This window comes from Microbacterium sp. RU1D (assembly GCF_900156435.1).
In the GTDB taxonomy this organism is placed as follows: domain Bacteria; phylum Actinomycetota; class Actinomycetes; order Actinomycetales; family Microbacteriaceae; genus Microbacterium.
In genome coordinates, this window is the sequence record NZ_FTPQ01000001.1 from 26,349 (window position 1) to 44,587 (window position 18,239).

15 protein-coding genes are annotated in these 18,239 nt (G+C 71.6%); 1 reads left to right on the forward strand and 14 read right to left on the reverse strand.

What is annotated here, in order from left to right; genetic code table 11:
* Window positions 1–41: 41 nt before the first annotated feature.
* The 6 genes from B0B15_RS00115 to B0B15_RS00140 all read right to left on the reverse strand — a co-directional run bounded on the left by B0B15_RS00115 (window position 42) and on the right by B0B15_RS00140 (window position 7,372).
* Window positions 42–1,058: a LacI family DNA-binding transcriptional regulator gene (locus tag B0B15_RS00115; RefSeq protein ID WP_076672733.1), complete on the reverse strand. Its 1,017-nt coding sequence runs from the start codon at window positions 1,056–1,058 to the stop codon at window positions 42–44.
* Window positions 1,051–2,592, reverse strand: coding sequence for a sugar ABC transporter ATP-binding protein (locus B0B15_RS00120; RefSeq protein WP_076672734.1), 1,542 nt, complete (start codon window positions 2,590–2,592; stop codon window positions 1,051–1,053). The genes B0B15_RS00115 and B0B15_RS00120 overlap by 8 nt, the downstream gene beginning before the upstream one ends.
* A gap of 43 nt (window positions 2,593–2,635) precedes the next feature.
* Window positions 2,636–3,655, reverse strand: a complete 1,020-nt coding sequence (locus B0B15_RS00125) for an ABC transporter permease subunit (RefSeq protein WP_076672735.1) — start codon at window positions 3,653–3,655, stop codon at window positions 2,636–2,638.
* Complete coding sequence (locus B0B15_RS00130; RefSeq protein WP_076672736.1) at window positions 3,655–4,698, reverse strand: ABC transporter permease; 1,044 nt, start codon at window positions 4,696–4,698, stop codon at window positions 3,655–3,657. Before B0B15_RS00130 ends, B0B15_RS00125 begins: the two co-directional genes overlap by 1 nt.
* Complete coding sequence (locus B0B15_RS00135) at window positions 4,695–6,269, reverse strand: sugar ABC transporter ATP-binding protein (RefSeq protein WP_091366264.1); 1,575 nt, start codon at window positions 6,267–6,269, stop codon at window positions 4,695–4,697. Before B0B15_RS00135 ends, B0B15_RS00130 begins: the two co-directional genes overlap by 4 nt.
* 122 nt (window positions 6,270–6,391) lie before the next feature.
* On the reverse strand, window positions 6,392–7,372 hold the full coding sequence (locus B0B15_RS00140) for an ABC transporter substrate-binding protein (protein ID WP_076672737.1): 981 nt from the start codon (window positions 7,370–7,372) through the stop codon (window positions 6,392–6,394).
* Between the two features lie 248 nt (window positions 7,373–7,620).
* On the opposite strand from B0B15_RS00140, the gene B0B15_RS00145 reads away from it, so the two are divergent.
* Window positions 7,621–8,181 carry a flavin reductase family protein gene (locus B0B15_RS00145; protein ID WP_076672738.1) on the forward strand — a complete coding sequence of 187 codons (561 nt, stop codon included), beginning with the start codon at window positions 7,621–7,623 and terminating at the stop codon, window positions 8,179–8,181.
* A 137-nt stretch (window positions 8,182–8,318) separates the two neighbouring features.
* Here B0B15_RS00145 and B0B15_RS00150 read toward each other — a convergent pair whose 3' ends face one another.
* The 8 genes from B0B15_RS00150 to B0B15_RS00185 form a co-directional block, all read right to left on the reverse strand.
* The gene (locus B0B15_RS00150) at window positions 8,319–9,125 is read right to left on the reverse strand and encodes an FAS1-like dehydratase domain-containing protein (protein ID WP_076672739.1); all 807 of its coding nucleotides are present in this window, start codon (window positions 9,123–9,125) and stop codon (window positions 8,319–8,321) included.
* Window positions 9,122–10,351 carry a CaiB/BaiF CoA transferase family protein gene (locus B0B15_RS00155; protein ID WP_076672740.1) on the reverse strand — a complete coding sequence of 410 codons (1,230 nt, stop codon included), beginning with the start codon at window positions 10,349–10,351 and terminating at the stop codon, window positions 9,122–9,124. Before B0B15_RS00155 ends, B0B15_RS00150 begins: the two co-directional genes overlap by 4 nt.
* Window positions 10,348–11,313, reverse strand: coding sequence for a hydroxymethylglutaryl-CoA lyase (locus B0B15_RS00160; protein ID WP_076672741.1), 966 nt, complete (start codon window positions 11,311–11,313; stop codon window positions 10,348–10,350). Before B0B15_RS00160 ends, B0B15_RS00155 begins: the two co-directional genes overlap by 4 nt.
* On the reverse strand, window positions 11,310–12,584 hold the full coding sequence (locus B0B15_RS00165; RefSeq protein WP_076672742.1) for a hydroxymethylglutaryl-CoA reductase, degradative: 1,275 nt from the start codon (window positions 12,582–12,584) through the stop codon (window positions 11,310–11,312). The genes B0B15_RS00160 and B0B15_RS00165 overlap by 4 nt, the downstream gene beginning before the upstream one ends.
* Window positions 12,585–12,705: 121 nt before the next feature.
* The gene (locus B0B15_RS00170) at window positions 12,706–14,508 is read right to left on the reverse strand and encodes a helix-turn-helix domain-containing protein (RefSeq protein WP_076672743.1); all 1,803 of its coding nucleotides are present in this window, start codon (window positions 14,506–14,508) and stop codon (window positions 12,706–12,708) included.
* Window positions 14,509–14,515: 7 nt separating this feature from the next.
* Complete coding sequence (locus B0B15_RS00175) at window positions 14,516–15,703, reverse strand: M20 metallopeptidase family protein (RefSeq protein WP_076672744.1); 1,188 nt, start codon at window positions 15,701–15,703, stop codon at window positions 14,516–14,518.
* The gene (locus B0B15_RS00180) at window positions 15,700–16,470 is read right to left on the reverse strand and encodes an ABC transporter ATP-binding protein (RefSeq protein WP_076672745.1); all 771 of its coding nucleotides are present in this window, start codon (window positions 16,468–16,470) and stop codon (window positions 15,700–15,702) included. The genes B0B15_RS00175 and B0B15_RS00180 overlap by 4 nt, the downstream gene beginning before the upstream one ends.
* Entirely contained in the window at window positions 16,467–18,236 is a 1,770-nt protein-coding gene (locus B0B15_RS00185) for a dipeptide/oligopeptide/nickel ABC transporter permease/ATP-binding protein (protein ID WP_076672746.1), read from the reverse strand. The genes B0B15_RS00180 and B0B15_RS00185 overlap by 4 nt, the downstream gene beginning before the upstream one ends.
* Window positions 18,237–18,239: the final 3 nt, after the last annotated feature.

The following is an 18,239-nucleotide window of genomic DNA, read 5'->3' on the forward strand; positions in this document are numbered from 1 at the left end:
CGTGCGGCGATCGCCCCACGAGACCTTGCGGGTCTCGGGCGTCAGGGACGCTTCGGCGCGGAATCCCGCACGACGAGGCGGGTGGGCAGCGGCGTGCTCTCGCTGACGGTGTCGGGTTCCTCGACCATCAACAGCACCTTCTGCATGAGGATCTCGCCGAGGGCGGCGAAGTCCTGCCGCACCGTCGACAGTGAGGGGTACACGAACGACGCCTCCGGGATGTCGTCGAATCCGACGATGCCGATGTCCTCCGGAACCCTCAGCCCCCGCTCGCGCAGAGCCGACAGGACGCCGATCGACATCTGATCGTTCGCGACGAAGATGCCCTCGCCGGGGGCGAGATCGGTCTCCGTCGCGATCCGGTAGCCGCTCGCCGCCGTCCAGTCGCCGTACAGGGGCGGAGTCGACTGGGCACGCGCCGTGGCGATCTCCTCACGCCATCCCCGCAGACGTTCCACCGCGTCCGGGTTGCGGGCCGGGCCGGCGATGTGGCGTACGGTCTCGTACCCCGACTCCAGCAGGTGGCGCACGGCCGCTCGCGCACCGCGGTACTGATCGATGGCGACGAGCCGCGGGTGGGGCCGCGGGGTCGCCGCGGCAGCGACCACGGGCACGTCGAGCTCGAGCGCCTGGACGGCGGCGAGCACCTCCGCGTCGACGATGATGAGCACGATCGCATCCACCCGCTGTTTGAGCAGACCGTCGATCGCCACTCGCACCTCGCCCACGTCTGTCTGGGCCGAGCTGATGGCATCCACGTTGTAGCGGGCCGCGCGGGCGGCGAAGTTGAAGTTCATCGCGATCGACGAGGGCCCGTAATCGACCGTGCCCGGGGTGACCAGCCCGATCGTGCGGGTGCGCCGCGTGACGAGGGCGCGTGCGGCGGGCGACGGGCTGTAGCGCAGCTGGGCGATGGCCTGCTCGACGCGCGCCCGGGTCGCCGGGCGGACGTTCGGCATGTTGTTGAGCACCCGCGACACCGTCTGATGGGACACCCCGGCCAAGCGGGCGACGTCGAAGATGTTGGCGGTGCGGGAGGAGGCCTTGTCGTCAGCCACCGCCGCCGCCTTCCGGGGTGGTGTGGCCCGCGACCAGCGCGAGGAGGGCGTCGGAGGTCAGACCCACGGCCGGGACGATCTGGGCGAGCACTCCGTCACGCATGACGGCGACGAGATGGGCCACCCGCAGCACTTCGTCGAGTTCGGCCGAGATGTAGACGATCGACAGGCCGTTGTCGCTGAGCTCGCCCACCAGCCGTTGGATCTCGGCCTTCGCGCCCACGTCGATGCCGCGGGTGGGTTCGTCGAGCACGATCAGGCGCGGCGAGAGCGCGAGCAGACGCGCGAGGAGCACCTTCTGCTGGTTGCCGCCCGACAGCGTCGCGACGGGACGATCGATGTCGGCGGGCCGGATGTGCAGCGCCTCGACCCAGCTCGTCGCGAGCTCCCGGCGACGCGCCGTGCTCAGGCGGTGGAAGATCCCCCGCTGCGCCTGCAGAGCCAGCGTGATGTTGTCGAGCACGCTGAGATCGCCGATGATGCCCTCGGTCCGCCGGTTCTCCGACGAGTAGGCCACACGGCGGCGGATCGCCTCGCGGGGGCTGGCCAGGCGCGCGACCTCGCCGTCGATCGCCACGTCGCCGGTGTCGGGACGATCGACGCCGGTGAGCGAGCGGGCCAGTTCGCTGCGACCGGAGCCGAGGAGTCCCGCGACGCCGATCACCTCACCCTCGGCGATGTCGAGATCGGCCTCGCGCAGTCGCGGCCCGGATGCCAGTCCCCGCGCGCTCAGGACGCTCGGTCCCTCCGCGGGCTCGACGAGTCGCTGCCCGAGCGGGGCGAGGGCGTCGGCGGCGGCACCGAGCATCTTCTCCACGAGGTCGATGCGCAGCAACTCCTTGGTGCCGTACTCGCCGACCAGGCGTCCCCCGCGGAGCACGGTCACGCGATCGCAGATCTCGTAGACCTGGTCGAGGAAGTGCGAGACGAAGACGATCGCGATGCCCTGCGCCTTGAGGTCTCGGATGACGCGGAACAGCTCGGCCACCTCGTCGGCATCCAAGCTCGAGGTCGGTTCGTCGAGCACGAGGACCTTGACCTCGGTCGAGACGGCGCGCGCGATCGCGACGAGCTGCTGCACCGCCAACGGATGCGACGACAGCACCGACGCGGGGTCGACGTCGACGCCGAGGGCCGCGAGCGCCGTGTCGGCGCGCACGCGCATCTCGCGGTGGTCGATGACGCCGAAGTGCCGGGGTTCGCGCCCGAGCGAGATGTTCTCGGCCACGGTGAGATTGGGCAGGAGGTCGATCTCCTGGTACACCGTCGAAATGCCCCGCGCCTGCGCGTCGGCGGGTGAGGAGAAGCGCACCGGTCGACCGTCGAGAAGGATGTCGCCGTCATCGAGGCGCAGCGCGCCGGTGATCGCCTTGATGAGCGTCGACTTGCCCGCGCCGTTCTCGCCCATGAGCGAGTGCACCTCACCCGGCCGCAGCCGGAAATCGACGTCGGCGAGCGCTGTCTCGACGCCGAAACGCACCGTCGCTCCGCGCACCTCGAGGAGGGGCGGAGCGACGGCGGACATGGGCTCCATCATGCCCGCGCCCGAGCGGGAGTGCGAACGCGGCGAGAGCGTGTCACCGCCGCAGGGCCGAGCGCGAGACGATCACGCGCTGGACCACGACGAACAGCAGCAGCAGCGCGCCGACGGTGATGCGCGTCCACGACTGCTCGGCGCCCGAGAAGGAGATGATCGTGCGGATCAGGCCGTACACGAACACCCCGATCATCGAGCCGATCACGAATCCGCTGCCGCCCGTCAGAAGCGTCCCGCCGATGACCACCGCGGCGATCGTGTCGAGCTCGGTACCGACGCCGTTCAAGGGGTAGCCCGCACCCGAATAAGCGGTCAGCACGATGCCCGCGAGACCGGCGCACACCCCGCTGATGACGTAGACCGACAGCTTCGCGCGCACGACCGGGAGCCCCATCAGACGGGCCGAATGCTCGTTGCCTCCGACGGCGTACACGGTGCGTCCGAACCGGGTGTAGCGCAGCACGAAGGCCGCGAGCGCGACGGTGAGCAGCGCGATCACCCCCGTCGGCGTGATGTACCAGCCCGCGAACGAGAAGCGAGTGGACTGCAGCCACAGCAGCCCCTCGTTGTCGACCTTGATCGACTCCAGGCTCACCACGAAGGCGAGACCGCGGGCGAGGAACATGCCGATGAGGGAGGCGATGAAGGGTTGGACGTCGAAGAACTGCACGAGGACCCCGATGAGCAGCCCGATGGCGGCGCCGATGAGGATCATCGCAGGCAGGGTGACCGCGACCGGGACGCCGTCGGACAGCATCTTCGCGCACAGGATGCCGGTGAAGGCCATGACCGCCCCGACGGAGAGGTCGATGCCGCCGGTCAGGATGACGAAGGTCATGCCGACCGCCAGCACCAGCAGATAGGCGTTGTCGAGGAGGATCGACGACAGGATGCGGGGCAGCTGGAAGTTCGGGAACCACCACATCGCGCCCGCGATCATGACGACGAGGATGACGACCGCCGCGAACACCGGGACCCACGAGACGTGGCGGCTGAGGAAGCGGCGGTACGGGCTCGCGGGCACGGTGGCCACGCGGCGCTCTTCGGTGAGAGTGGCCATCAGGACAGCACCTTCGCATCGGCACGACGGGACAGGGGGCGGACGGCGCTGCGGCCGGCCGTGTGGAAGAACGCCCGGAAGCGTCGCGATTGCAGCAGGACGACCACGAGAACGGCCGCGGCCATGAACACCGGGCTGACCGCGGGCGGGACACCGAGGAAGGTGATGGTGCTCTTGAGCGTCTGGATGGTGAAGACGCCGACGACCGTGCCCGCGATGCTGAACTTCCCACCCGCGAGCGAGGTGCCTCCGAGGACCACCGCGAGGATGGCATCCAGCTCGATGTAGAGGCCGGCCGCGTTCGCATCGGCGGCCATGATGTTCGAGCTGTACAGGATGCCGGCCATCCCGGCGAGCGCGCCGCTGGCGATGTAGGCGCCCCAGATGATCCCGCGCGAGCGGACCCCCGCGAGACGGCTGGCCTCGGGGTTGATGCCCACCGCCTCGGTGAGCATGCCCAGGGCGGTGCGCCGTTCCAGGACGCCGACCACGATCACGGCCGCGAGGGCCACGAAGAACGCGAAGGGCAGTCCCAGCACGTACCCGCCGGCGATGAACTTGTAGGGGTCGCTGTTGATCGTGGTGATGAACCCGCCCGTGATGAGCAGAGCGACGCCGCGGCCGGCGAGCATCAGCACGAGCGTGGCGATGATGGGTTGGATGCCGAGCACCGACACCAGGAAGCCGTTCCACACGCCGAGCAGCAGCGCGACGCCGACGGCGGCGGCGATCGCGGTGAAGACGACCCCGAGGTTGCCCGAGTCGGGGGCGGCCTCGATGATCGTCAGCGCGACCGCTCCGGAGACGGCCATGATCGCGCCCACCGAGAGGTCGATGCCCCGGGTGGCGATCACGAGCGTCATGCCGAGGGCGACCAGCATCAGCGGCGCACTGTTGCGCAGGATGTCGATGAGCGAACCGTAGAACTGCCCGTTCTGCACGGTGATGCTGAGGAAGGACGGCCGCGAGATCGTGTTGATCGCGATGAGGGCGATGAGCGCCGCGATCGGCCACACGAGGCGGTGAGTGAGGAATCTCTTCATGCGATCTTCTCCCGGTCGGACGACGATGTCTCGGGGACGGTGACGGGCAGCCCATCGGGCTGTCCGTCGGCGATGTAGGCCACCAGGCCGTCGAGGTCGACGTCGCGGGTGGCGAGCTCGCCGATCTTACGACGGTCGCGCAGGACGGCCACGCGCTGCGCGATGCGCAGCACCTCCTCGAGCTCCGAGGAGATGAAGACGACGGCGAGCCCCTTCTCGGCCAGCTCGGCGACCTTGCGCTGGATGTCGGCCTTCGCGCCGACGTCGATGCCGCGGGTCGGTTCGTCGAGCACCAGCAGTTCGGGCGCGGTGGCCAGCCAGCGAGCGAGCAGCACCTTCTGCTGATTGCCGCCGGAGAGGTTGCGGATGAGCGCGTCGGGATTCGCCGGGCGCACCCCGAGGGCGGTGATGTACTCGTCGACGATGGCCTGCTTCTCGGCCGCCCCCATCCGGCGCAGCGGCCCGCGCCGCGCTTGGACGCCGAGGATGATGTTCTCGGCCACGGTGAGGTCGCCCACGATCCCCTCGGCGCGGCGGTCCTCCGATGAGAACGCGATGCCCCGATCGAGGGCATGACGGGGCGAGCCGGTCCGCGCGGGCGTCCCGTCGACCTCGATCGCGCCCTCGTCGGCGCGGTCGGCGCCGGAGAGCAGGCGCGCCAATTCCGTCCGCCCGGAGCCCAGGAGTCCCGCGAGCCCGACGATCTCGCCCCCGAACACCTCGAGGTCGACGGGCTCGAGGGCGTTCTTGCGGCCGAGGCCGCTCGCCCGGAGCACGGGGGTTCCCGAGCGGTCGATCGGGCGATCGGCGCTCGCCGAGATGGCATCCAGTTCGCCGAGTTCGCGGCCGATCATCTTCGCCACGAGCTGCTCGCGCCCGAGCTCGGCGACGGGGTACTCCCCCACGAGCGTGCCGTTGCGCAGCACGGTCAGCCGGTCGGAGATCTCGTAGATCTGGTCGAGGAAATGCGACACGAAAAGGATCGCGACGCCGCGGTCGCGCAGGTCGCGGATCACCCCGAAGAGCTGCTCCACCTCGCCGCGGTCGAGACTCGAGGTCGGTTCGTCCAGCACGAGCACCTTGGTGTCGACCACCATGGCCCTGCTGATCGCGACGAGCTGCTGCACGGCGATGGAGTGACTGGCCAGGATCGACCGGGTGTCGATGTACACCCCGAGTCCGGCCAGGTGGGTCGCGGCGGCGGCGTGGGTCGCCCGCCAGTCGACGACGCCCGCGCGTCGCACCTCCTCGCCGAGCATCACGTTCTCGCCGACGGTGAGGTTCTGGCAGAGGTTCACCTCTTGATAGACGGTCGCGATCCCCGCGGCCTGCGCGTCGGCGGTCGAGCGAAAGAGCCGCTCGTCGCCGTCGACGCGGATGCTTCCCTCGTCGATGCCGTAGACACCGGTGAGGGCCTTGATGAGGGTGGATTTGCCGGCGCCGTTCTCTCCCATGAGGGAGTGCACCTCGCCCGGGTAGAGGGTGAAATCGACGCCGTCGAGCGCCTTCACACCGGGGAACTGGATGCTGATGCCGCGCATGGCCACGACGGCGGCACGTTCGCTTGTCATGCTGGATCGCTTTCTGAGGATCGGTGGGCGTGCGGGGCCGTTGGAGCGGCCCCGCACGCGGGGAGGGTTCTGCACCGAGTGGCCCGGCCGACGAGGGGAGTCGACGGCGCCGGGGCCGGCGATCAGTAGGGGCGGCTGTCGAGGACCTTCTTGGCCTGCTCCTGGTCGAAGGCCTGGTCTTCGACGATGTAGCTCTTGTCGACGGACTCACCGGCGACGACCTTCTTGACGACCTCGGCCGTCTTCTCGCCCAGCAGCGGGTTGCACTCGACGATGTAGTTGAATTCGCCCTTGGACAGAGCGGTCATGCCGTCTTTGACCGCGTCGATGGTGACGATCTTGATGTCGGTGCCGGGCGTGAGACCCGCCGCCTTGATCGCCTCGAGCGCGCCGAGACCCATGTCGTCGTTGTGGGCGAAGAGCAGGTTGATCTGCGAGCCGTACTTCTGCAGGAAGCCCTCCATGACGGTCTTGCCCTCAGCCCGAGTGAAGTTGCCCGTCTGCGAGTCGAGGACCTTAATGTCGGTGCCCTCGATCGCCGAGTCGAAGCCGGAGGCGCGGTCCGTCGCGGCGGAGGACCCGGTCGTCCCCTCGAGCACGACCATGTTGGTCGGCGTCGAACCGAAGTTCTCGGCGACCCACGTGCCCGCGGTCTCTCCCTCCTTCGTGAAGTCGAGGCCGATCCAGCTCGCGTAGAGGTCTTCGGATGCCGACACCGTGCGGTCTTCGAGGATCACGGGGATGTTGGCATCCTTCGCCTCCTTCAGCACGTCGTCCCAGCCGTCGGTGACGATGGGAGCGAGCACGATCGCGTCGACGCCCTGGTTGATGAAGCTGCGGACCGCGGCGATCTGCGCCTCGGGCTTGTTGTCGGCGGCGTTGAAGATGAGGTTGAAACCGTTGGCCTCGCTGAACGCCTCCTTCATCGACTCGGTGTTGGCGCTGCGCCACCCGCTCTCCGACCCGGTCTGTGCGAAGCCGACCGTGATGACTCCGTCGCCACCGCCGCCGGCTGCCCCGCCGCCACCGCCGGCGCAGCCGGTCGCCGTGAATGCGATCGCTCCGACGAGCGCGAGCCCGGTGATGATCTTGTTCGCCTTCATGATGAAACCTCCTCGTTTCGCCGGCTCCGATGCCGGTTCATGTGATGCAGCCCCTCGGGTGAGCCGTGTGGGAATGTTAGCGCTCACACAACCGTCGTTGTCAAGCAATCCGGACCGCTCGGAGATCACGGATCGGTAAATGTGAAGCCTCACACTCATGGCTCACGGTTCCGGTTGGTCGGATCGAGCGTTTCCTCGTATTGCACCCGACGGCGCCGGCGCCCCCGCGAACGCCTACCGTCGTAGGTATGACTTCGCTTCCGCACGGCACCCCGGAGAGCACGCCCGCCATCGGTACCTCGGTCTCGGCGGACGACTTCAAGCGCGCGTTCCGCGGCCACCCCGGCGGCATCGCGGTGATCACCGCCTACGGCGAGAACGGTCCCGTCGCCCTCACGGCGTCGAGCGTGTCATCGGTGAGCGCCGACCCGCCGCTGCTGATCTTCTCGGTCTCGGCCCTGTCGTCGGCGACGCCCACCATCATCGCGGCCGACACGATCGTGGTCCACCTGCTCGACGCCGAGGACATCGGCTTGGCCCGCACGGCCGCCACCAGCGGCCTCGATCGCTTCGCCGACACCTCGACCTGGTCACGCCTCGCGACCGGCGAGCCGGTCTACCACGGCGTGCGCGCATGGCTGCGCTGCAAGATCGTCAGTCGCATGGATGCCGGCGGTTCCACCGTCATCGCCGCGCAGGCCCTGCAGGTCGACGTCGAGCGCGACCTCGAGCCGGGCGAGCCCGGAGCCGCTCTGGTGTACCACAACCGCACGTGGCACCGCCTGGGCGAGCACTCGCGGCTGGACTGACGCGCGATCCGGGGCCCGCCGTCGGTCGCGAGCCCCGCATCGACCACATCACGTCATACCGCCGACGCCGCCCGGCTCGAGGGGGGCGCTCGACCGTATGCGGTGACCTGGCACGCCGCCGTCGGCCCACGGGGTCGTCAGGCGAAGGTGATCTCGGCCGTCGCCAGGATGGCGTCACCCGGGCCCACGGCCACCACGCGCGTCGCATCGGCACTGCCGCACAGGCGGATCTGCCGGTCGACGAACCCCGGCGAGGTCACGCGTACCCGCAGCGCGGCGATGCGGCGGCCGGGGGCGTGCCGACGCGCGGCATCCACGAGCAGGATGCGCAGCAACGGCCCGTGCACCAGCAGGTCGGGCAGCCCCTCGACCTCGCGTGCCCACCGGCGGTCGTAGTGCACAAGGTGCGTGTTGAACGTCAGGGCCGAAAAGCGGAAGAGGCGACGCGCGTCGAGGGTCACGGTCTCGATCCAGGCGGCCTCTGCGGCGGCGGCCGGGTCGGTGCGCGGCGCACGGGCGGGGGTCGAAGGCGCGCCGAGGAACACGTCGTGCCACGCGCTGTGCACCACGACCACGCCGTCGACGGCGAAGGTGCGCTCGATGTCGGCGAAGACGAGCGGCCCGCTCGCACCGGCCTTCTCCACGACGGATCCCGCCGTGGCCGTCTGCGTCACCTCGTCGCCGAGGCGGAGCGCCCCCTCGAACACCGTGTCTTCGCCCGCGTACATGCGACGCGGCAGGTCGATCTTGGGCAGGATCCCGTCGCGCGCGGGCGTGCCGTCGGCGCGCAGGTCGTCGAATGACACGGTGAACGGGAAGTACGCACCCTCCCAGCCCGGCGGGAGCTCGTCGCCGACGGACCGTACCGGTTCGGCCGCGGCGAAGGTCCCGCGATATGCCTCGGCGGGCGCGGCATCCAGGATCTCCGTGCGGATGATGCTCACGACAGGGCCCCCGATGCCCGCAGGGCGGCGAGGCGTTCGGCGTCGTAACCGGCGAGCGCGGTGAGGACGACGTCGGAGTGCTCCGCGAAGCGGTTGGCGACCCGTCCCGGCGTCGCCGGCGTCGCGCTGAGCTTGATGGGCTGACCGAACATGCGAAGGGTTCCCAGCGAGCCGTAGTCGGCCTCGACGATCATGTCGCGCTCGGCGGTTCCGGGGTCGTCGACCACCTCGCCGATCGTCTTGACGGCGGTGAGCGGGATGACGTCGCCCGCCATCTCCTCGAGCTCCGCCTTGGTGTGCGGGGCCAGCCACGCCGAGACGAGCGGTTTGACGCGCCGCGCGTAGACCTCGGGGTCGAACCTCTTCCGCATCGTGTCGATCTCGGGGTCGTCGGCGATCTCGGTCGCCCCGAAGAGCACGCAGCTCGCGCGCCACAGCTTGTCGGTGTACGCACCGAAGAACACCTGGCCGTCGGCGCAGTCGAACAGCTCGTACGGACGCACCCAGGCGTGCTCGTTGCCCGCAGGCGCAGCCTCGACGCCGCGCACCGTGTACTCGACGACCGCGGTCTCGGTGAGCGCCAGCACGCTGTCGACCTGCGCGACGTCGACGAGCTGCCCCTCCCCCGTGCGCTCCGCGTGCCGGAGGGCGGCGAGCGTCCCCACGACGGCGAACATCGTCGCCGACAGATCGCCGATCGTGACCCCCACGCGCACCGGCGGCCGGTCGGGGTACCCGTTCATCGACCACAGACCGCCCGCCGCCTGCGCGGTGTTGTCGAACGCGGGCCGACGGCTTCGCGACCCCGTCTGCCCGTACCCCGAGACGGCGACGTACACGAGCCGGGGGTTCACCGCGCGCAGCACCTCATAGCCGACGCCGAGCTTGTCCATCGTGCCGGGGCGGAAGTTCTCGACGAGAATGTCGGCGCTGCGCACGAGATCGATGAGCGCCTCGACGCCGCCCGGAGCCGCGAGGTCGAGCCCCACGCCGAGCTTTCCGCGGTTGTACTGGGCGTAGTACCCGCTGAACTCCTCGTCGCCGTCGGAGAGATACGGGGGGAAGCCGCGCGAGACGTCGGGGTCGCGCGGGTTCTCGATCTTGACGACCGTCGCCCCCAGATCAGCGAGCATCTGCGCGGCGTAGGGACCCGCGAGCACGCGGGACAGGTCGAGCACGACGACACCGCCGAGCGCGCCGGTGCCGGGGACGAGGTGGGCGGTCATGCGGGGTGCTCCTCCGGGGTGGTGGTCAGGGCGTGGGCGACGCGCGACGCGTGCGGGCGACCCCGCACGCCGGCCAGCCAGGCGCTCGTGCGCGCGAGCGCAGGGATGTCGAGGCCGGTGCGGATGCCGAGACCCTCGAGCATCCAGGCGAGGTCTTCGGTCGCGAGATTGCCCGTCGCTCCGGGGGCGTACGGGCATCGGCCGAGCCCGCCCACGGACGCGTCGAACTCGGTCACCCCGGCCCGGAGGCCGGCGAGCACGTTGGCGAGCGCCTGACCGTACGTGTCGTGCAGGTGCAGGGCGAGCGCGGAGCGGGGGATACCGGCATCCGTCACCGCCTCGACGACCTGCTCGACGTGTCCCGCGGTCGCCACCCCGATGGTGTCGCCGAGGGCGATCGTGCGGCATCCGGCGGAGTGCAGCGCCACGGCGGCGTCGACGACGGCAGCGATGTCGACATCCCCCTCCCACGGGTCGCCGAAGGCCATCGAGACGTATCCGCGCACGGGGATCCCGGCGGAGCGCGCGTCGTCGACGACGGCGACCGCCCGGGCGACCGCCCCCGCCCGGTCGGTGTTCAGGTTCGCGCGAGCGAAGGACTCGGTCGCGCTCACCACGACCGCCACCTCGCGCATCCCGGCGGCGAGAGCGTCATCGAGACCGCGGCGATTGGGCACGAGGGCGACCGCGCGGGCCCCCTCGGGAGGCCGGACCGACGCGGAGACCCGGCGCGCGTCGGCGAGCTGCGGGATCCACGCCGGCGGCACGAAGCTGGTGACCTCGAGCGCCCGTGACCCGGCGGCGTACAGGCGGGCGCACAGCTCGGATTTGACGGCGGTGGGGATGACGTCGGTCTCGGCCTGGAGTCCGTCGCGCGGACCCACCTCGTACACGGTGACCTCGGCGGGCAGCCCTTCCGCCGCGACACGGCGCGGGGCCTGCCGTGGAGCCGGCCCGCTCACGAGGACCGCCCGCGCAGCTCGGCGAGCACCTCGGCGGCGTACTCGACCCGGATGCGGCCATCGGCGACGATCCGCGCAGCGACGGAGGCGATCTCGCCCACCTCCGCACCCGCGCTCGCCGCGATCGTGCGGGCGTGCAGGGTCATGTGCCCGCGCTGGATCCCTTCCGCGGCCAGCGCTCGGCACGCCGCGAGGTTCTGCGCGAGGCCCACCGCGGCGATCGTCGCGCCGAGCTCGCGCGCCGTCGTGATCCCCAGCAGCTCCACCGCGGCACGTGCCGCGGGGTGGGCGCGGGTGGCCCCACCGACCAGTCCCACCGCGAGCGGCACCTCGAGCGTTCCGACGAGATCGCCCGCGGCGTTGCGCTCGAAGCGCGAGAGCGCGCGATACGCCCCCTCCCTCGCGGCGTGCGAGTGGCATCCGGCCTCCACGGCCCGGGTGTCGTTGCCGGTGGCCAGGACGACGGCGGTGATGCCGTTCATGATGCCCTTGTTGTGGGTGGCGGCGCGGTACGCGTCGGCCTCGGCGAACGCGCTCGCCGCCTCGATGTCGGCGACGACCTGCGGGCCGCCGAGCAGGTCGGCGGGGAACACGGCGCGGGCGCGGGTGAGGCGCCGGTCGGCCTTGTTCGTCAGGATGCGCAGGAGGGTGCGGGCGCCCGCGATCTCGGCGATGCGCGGTGCCACCGCCTCGGCCATCGTGTTCACGGCGTTCGCGCCCATGGCATCCCGCACGTCGACGTGCAGGTGCAGGATGACCTGCGTTCCGACGCGAGTGGGCAGGGTGCGTACCGAGACGTCGATCGCGCCGCCGCCGAGCGACACGAGCAGCGGGTCCTGCGCATCGGCGAGGGCGAGAAGCTCGTCGCGGGCCTCGAGAAGGCGGAGGCGGGTGCCCTCGGGGTCGGCCGCGTCGAGCACCTGCACCTGGGCGATCATCACGTCGCCGGTCGACGAGGTGGCGAAACCTCCCGTCGCCCGGGCCATGCGCGCGGCGTTCGACGCGGCGGCGACGACCGAGGGTTCCTCGGTCGCCATCGGGACGAGTCGATCGACCCCGTCGATACGGAAGTTCGTGGCGACGCCCACGGGGATGCCGAGGAGTCCGACGACGTTCTCCACCAGGTGGTCCGCCTGCGACAGCGACAGCCCCTCGGCGGGGTCGAAGGCAGCGAGATGCGCGGGGTCGAGCCCCGCGGCCTCCGCGACGAGGCGACGTCGCTCGAGCGGGGTGTGGTCGCGCAGACCGGGAAGTCGGCTGGAGGGTGTCACGCGGGCTCCTTCGCGGGCGGGCGGGTGCCGCGTCGACCGCGGCGTCCCCTCGACGCTAGGTCGGCGTCGACCCGCGGAATACGGACCCACGACACATCGGACGACCGCGGAAGTGGGCGTCTCACCCATCACCGTCGCGCTCCAGACGCTCACGCAGGTCGTCGAGGCGCACCGCGATCGACAGACGGAAGAAGCGTTCGCCGTCGCGCCAGCCCTCCCCGAGCAGAGCGTCGAGCTTCTCGAGTCGCTGCAGGATCGTGTTGGTGTGGAACGTCAATGCCCGGGCCGTGCGGGTGGGGCTCGCGCCGTGGTGCACGAACGCACGCAGGGTCGCGAGGAGCTCGCTGCCCCGCGCGCCGTCGTGACGCCGCACGGCCCCGAGAGCGGAGTCGAGGAACGCGTCGAGGGCGCGTCGGTCGGCGCCGATCGCGGCCGCGTAGGGGAGCAGGTCGTCCACTCCGACCAGGGCGTTGCGCAGACCGAGGGCGCGGGCCAGGGCGACCGCCGCCCGCACGTCGCGCGCGGCGGCGGCGATGCCGTCGGGTGCGGCGACGGTCGTCACGGCGAGCACGTCGAGATCCATGGCGTCGCGCAGCTGCCGGAACGACGCCGCGTCGACCGGCGCGGCATGCGCCGCGACCACGAGTCCGTCGAGTTCGCCGACCAGCGCCGTCTGTCCGAGGTGGTGCGCGAGGGCACGAGCAGCCGCCGCGCGGCGCTCCCCGGTCACGGCCAACGCCGTCACGGCGCCCAGCGCCTGCGCGTCGACGCCCGAACGGCGCAAGGCCGCGGCGACGTCGGCCCGGCGCTGCGCGGAAGCGGTGACGAGGTCGATCAGCAGGTCGGAACGCTGGCGGTGATCGGCCTCCGCCACTGCCTCCTCGGAGAGGGCGAGGAGGGCGGCGACCTGACCCGCCCGCTCGATCGTGCGCCGGTCGACGTCGTCGAGCTCGCGTGCAGAAGGGCCCACCACGACCACCCCGAGGCCGCGTCCGCCGGCGGCGATCGGGCTGACCACCGAGACACCGGCATCCGTGTCGTCGCCGCTGCGGGCCGCGTCGACGAGGGCGTCGGAGGTGGCGCCATGCATCGCCCGCACCGCGCCGGAGGCGTCCAGGATCGCCACCGGCGCCCGCAGTGCCGCCGAGAGCGCGGTCGCCACCGGCGCGAGCCCGCCCCCCGCCAGCACCGCGTCGACGAGCTCGCGATGCACGCGGTTCGCGCGGTCGCGCGCGGCGACGTGCGCCGTCAGTTCGGCGGCCGCCGCGCGGGCGCGCTCGGCCTGCCGGCGGGCATCGGCGAGGGCGGCGGCGGTCTGCAGGACGACCGAGGCGTGGTCGGCCAAGGCGGCCAGCAGGGCGGTGTCGTCGGGTCCGAATTCGCGCTCGCGGCGCTCGGCGACGAAGAGCACGCCGAGCACGCGGTCCTCGGAGAGCAGCGGCACCCCGAGCATCGAGACGATCCCCTCCCCCGCGACCGCCGCATCGACGCCCGTCGTATGCCGGTCGGCGTCGACCGCGTCGTAGCGGCGCACCGCGTGCGGCATCCGCGACTCGGCGATGGCGCCGACGAGCCCACGCCCGGGCGGGACGACGAGGCCGCGCAACGCAGCGGTCACCGTCCCGCGCGTGGCACGGACCCTCAAGGTCTCGTCGGTCTCATCGAACTCCGAGAGGTAGGCGACGTCGGCTGCGAGCAGCTCGTGCGCCCGGTCGACGAGGCGTTCGAGTACCGCATCCGCGTCGCGCATCGCCGCGAGCTCCCGCGCGCTGGCGTACAGCGCCGCCAGCTCCCCGGTGCGACGGCGCAGCGCCGCGACGTCGGCGACGGTGGGCGGCGGCGGGTGGTCCGACCCGGCATGCGCCGTGGGCGCGGTGCCGGATGCAGGAGTGTCGGAGTCAGGCCCTGCAGCGGGGTGGGGCATGCCGGCCTCAGCGCCCGGGCCGGTGGGCTCGATTCCACGCCAGATCGGCGAGCGTCGCCGCGTGCAACCCCAGCTGCGCGTCGTCGAACACCGCGCGATCGGAGTGCAGAGGCGCGCGCCCCGAGGCCGGCGCGACGCCGAGGAAGACGAGCACGCCCGGCACGCGTTCGAGCACGTACGCGAAGTCCTCGGATGCCGGCGACGGCGCCTCGAGCACCCGCACCCGCGCCGGACCGTGAGCGGCGCGCAGCCCGTCGAGCACGACCGCGGTTTCATCGGGGTCGTTCACCGTCACCGGGTACGAATCGACCCAGTCGGTCTCCAGGGTGCACCCGTGGGCGGTCGCGATCCCCGCGAGGAGCGCCGGCAGCTCATCGCGCACGCGGGCGCGGGTACCGTCCGAGAACGTTCGCACGTTGAGCACCAGCGTCACCGTCTCGCTGAGCACGTTGCCCGCCGCCGAGTCGCTGCGGATGCCCGTCACCGACAGCACCGCGGGGTCTGTCGCGGGCAGACGCCGCGCGCCGAACGTCTGCACCGCCAGCACCAGCTCCGCGGCGACGGGCACCGGGTCGATGCCCTGGTGCGGCAGCGCCGCGTGCCCGCCCGTGCCGCGCAGGGTCAGGGTCGCTGCGCTCACGCTGGCCATCATCGGGCCGGGGCGGGTGACGAACGTCCCCGCATCGGTCATCGTGTCGACGTGCAGCGCGTAGGCGGCCACGGGCGTGTCGCCCGCGGCATCCAGCACGCCCTCCTCGATCATCAGGCGCGCGCCGGCGTACCCCTCCTCGCCCGGTTGGAACATGAAGACCACCGCGCCAGCGAGCTCGCTGCGGCGGGCGGCGAGCAGGCGCGCGGCACCGAGCAGTCCCGCCATGTGCAGGTCATGACCGCACGCGTGCATGGTCGCGAGCGGCGAGGAGAATGGCAGCCCCGTCGCCTCGGCCACGGGAAGGGCGTCCATGTCGGCCCTCAGCAGGACAACGGGCCCGGGTCGTGCTCCGCGCAGCACCGCGGTGACCGACGACAGCCCCACGCCGGTGGAGACGTCGAGACCGAGTGCGGCGAGCTCGCGTTGCAGCACCGCCTGCGTCCGTGGCAGGTGCAGGCCGACCTCAGCGACGGCGTGGAGCTCGCGGCGGACGGCGACCAGCTCGGGGACGAGCGCCGCCGCCGCGTCGGCGAAGCCGCTCATCCGGCCGCCATCCGCACCCCGAGCACGGGCACGGCGTCGAGCAGATCGAGCGTGTACCGCTCGCTGGGCGCGGCCAACAACTGCTCGGTCGGCCCCGATTCGACGATGCGGCCGTGACGCATGACGGCGATCTCGTCGCTGATGTAGCGGACGACGGCGAGGTTGTGCGAGATGAAGAGCATCGACAGTCCGAGGTTGTCCTGCAGCTCCCGCAGGAGGTTGAGGATCGCGCCCTGCACCGACACGTCGAGGGCGCTCGTGACCTCGTCGGCGATGAGCACGCGGGGCTCGCCGGCGAGCGCGCGGGCGATCGTCACCCGCTGGCGTTGACCTCCCGAGAACGCGTCCGGGGTGTCACCAGCGCGGTCGGGGTCGAGGTGCACGAGCGTCAGCAGCTCCCGAACGCGCTCCACGCGGGCGTCGCGCGAGAACGTCCGGCCGCTTGCACGCAGGGCCTCGGCGATGGAGTCGCCGATGCTCATGCGGGGGTCGAGGGCGGAGAACGGATCCTGGAAGACGAGCTGAAGACGCCGGCGCGCGGCGCGCGCTGCCGCGCCTCGACCGGATGCCACGACTCCGTCGGCGCGCACTTCGCCGGCCGCGAGGGGCACGAGGCCCACCGCGGCAGCAGCGATCGTGCTCTTGCCCGACCCGGACTCCCCGACGAGCCCGAGCGTCCGGCCGGAGGGCACGACGAGGGACACGTCGTCGACGACGGTGGCGCGGCCGTACCGCACGGACAGGTGATCGATCTCGAGGGCGTTCACACCCCCACCTCCTCGGCGAGCGCGGATGCCGCGACCTCCGGCGGGATCACCGGGAGCGGTCGGGAGCGGTCGGATGTCATGTCGGGCAGGCACGCGATGAGCGCGCGGGAGTAGGGGTGAGTCGCCTCCTCGCGGATGCGTTGTGCGTCGAGCTCCTCGACGACCGCGCCGTCCTTCATCACGAGCACCCGGTCGCAGAAGGCGGAGACCAAGGCGATGTCGTGCGAGATGAACACGATCGCCGCTCCCGTGTCTCTCTGCGCGCGCCGCAGCACGCCCATCACCTGGCGCTGCACCGTGACGTCGAGCGCCGTCGTCGGCTCGTCGGCGATGATGAGCTTCGGTCGGCCGGTGAGGGCCTGCCCGATCATGGCCCGCTGGCGCATGCCGCCGCTGAACTGGTGCGGGTACTGCGACAGTCGCCGCGCGGCATCCGCGATGCCCACCGCCTCGAGTGCGGCGGCGGCCTGCTCGCGTGCCTTCGTGCGCGACATCTTCAGGTGGACCTCGGGGACCTCGGTGAGCTGGCGGCCGATGGTCAGGGCCGGGTTGAGCGAGGTGAGCGGGTCTTGGAACACCATCCCCAGCTCCACGCCCAGCGTCGAACGGTCGGCCGCGCTCAGCGGCCGGGTCATGTCGATGCCGTCGAAGGTGTGCGCGGTCGTGGCGACACGCGCGTCAGGCCCGAGCAGTCCCGCGAGCGCCATCGCCGTGAGCGACTTGCCCGATCCTGACTCGCCGACGATGCCGACGACCTCGCCGGGAAGGACCCGCAGGCTCACTCCCTTCACGCGCTCCACCTCGCCCCCGTCGGCCGAGGCGAAGGCCACGCGGAGGTCGGCGATCTCGGCGACCGGTTCGCCGGATGCAAGAGGCCGACGCGGTGTCGCGGCCACTCCTGCGCGGCGGGTGGGAGCGACTGCGCCCAGTGCCCGCCGGGCAACGGCACCCCGGCCGCCTCCGCGGGTGTCCGACAGCGCCTCGCTCACGAAGGTGAAGACCAGGCCCGCGAGAACCACCGCGATACCCGGGCCGATGGCGGCGAGCGGGTTGACGTAAATGCGCGTGATGCCGTCCTGCAGCAGACGCCCCCAGTCGTACTCGGGCGCTTGCACACCGAGCCCGAGGAACGACAGGCCCGCGAACGACAGCAGGGTGACGCTCGCGGTGGCCGCGGCGTTCACGAAGAGCGGGTTGGCGATGTTGGGCAGGATGTGCCGGACCAGGATGCCGATCGGCCCGACGCCCACGACCCGCGCCGCGCGCACGTAGTCGCGGCCCGACACCGAGGAGGCGAGGTTGTAGACGAGTCGGGCCATGAAGGGGATGCCGGAGATGCCGATCGCGAACATCGCGCTCATCGCGCTCGCCCCCCAGATCACGGTGAAGAACAGCACCATGAGCAGCCACGGGAACGCCAGCAGGATGTCGAGCAGTCCGGTGGCCAGCCGCCGCACGTGGCGGGGCAGGATCACGGCGATGAGCCCGTAGGCGATGCCGCCGATGGTCGACACCACGGTCGCCCCGAGGGTGAGCAGGATCGACACGCGCGCCGCGACGAGGACGCGCGAGAAGATGTCCCGGCCCAGGTCGTCGGTGCCGAACGGGTGCGCGAAGCTGGGCGCGAGCAGGCGATCGGGCACGTTCGACGTCTCGGCCGCGGCGAGGAAGAGCACCGGCCCCGCGATCGTGAGGAAGAGGAAGAGCAGTACGCCGACGGCGGCGGTGATGCCCGCGGGGGACAGCAGACGGGAGCGCCAGGTCACGGG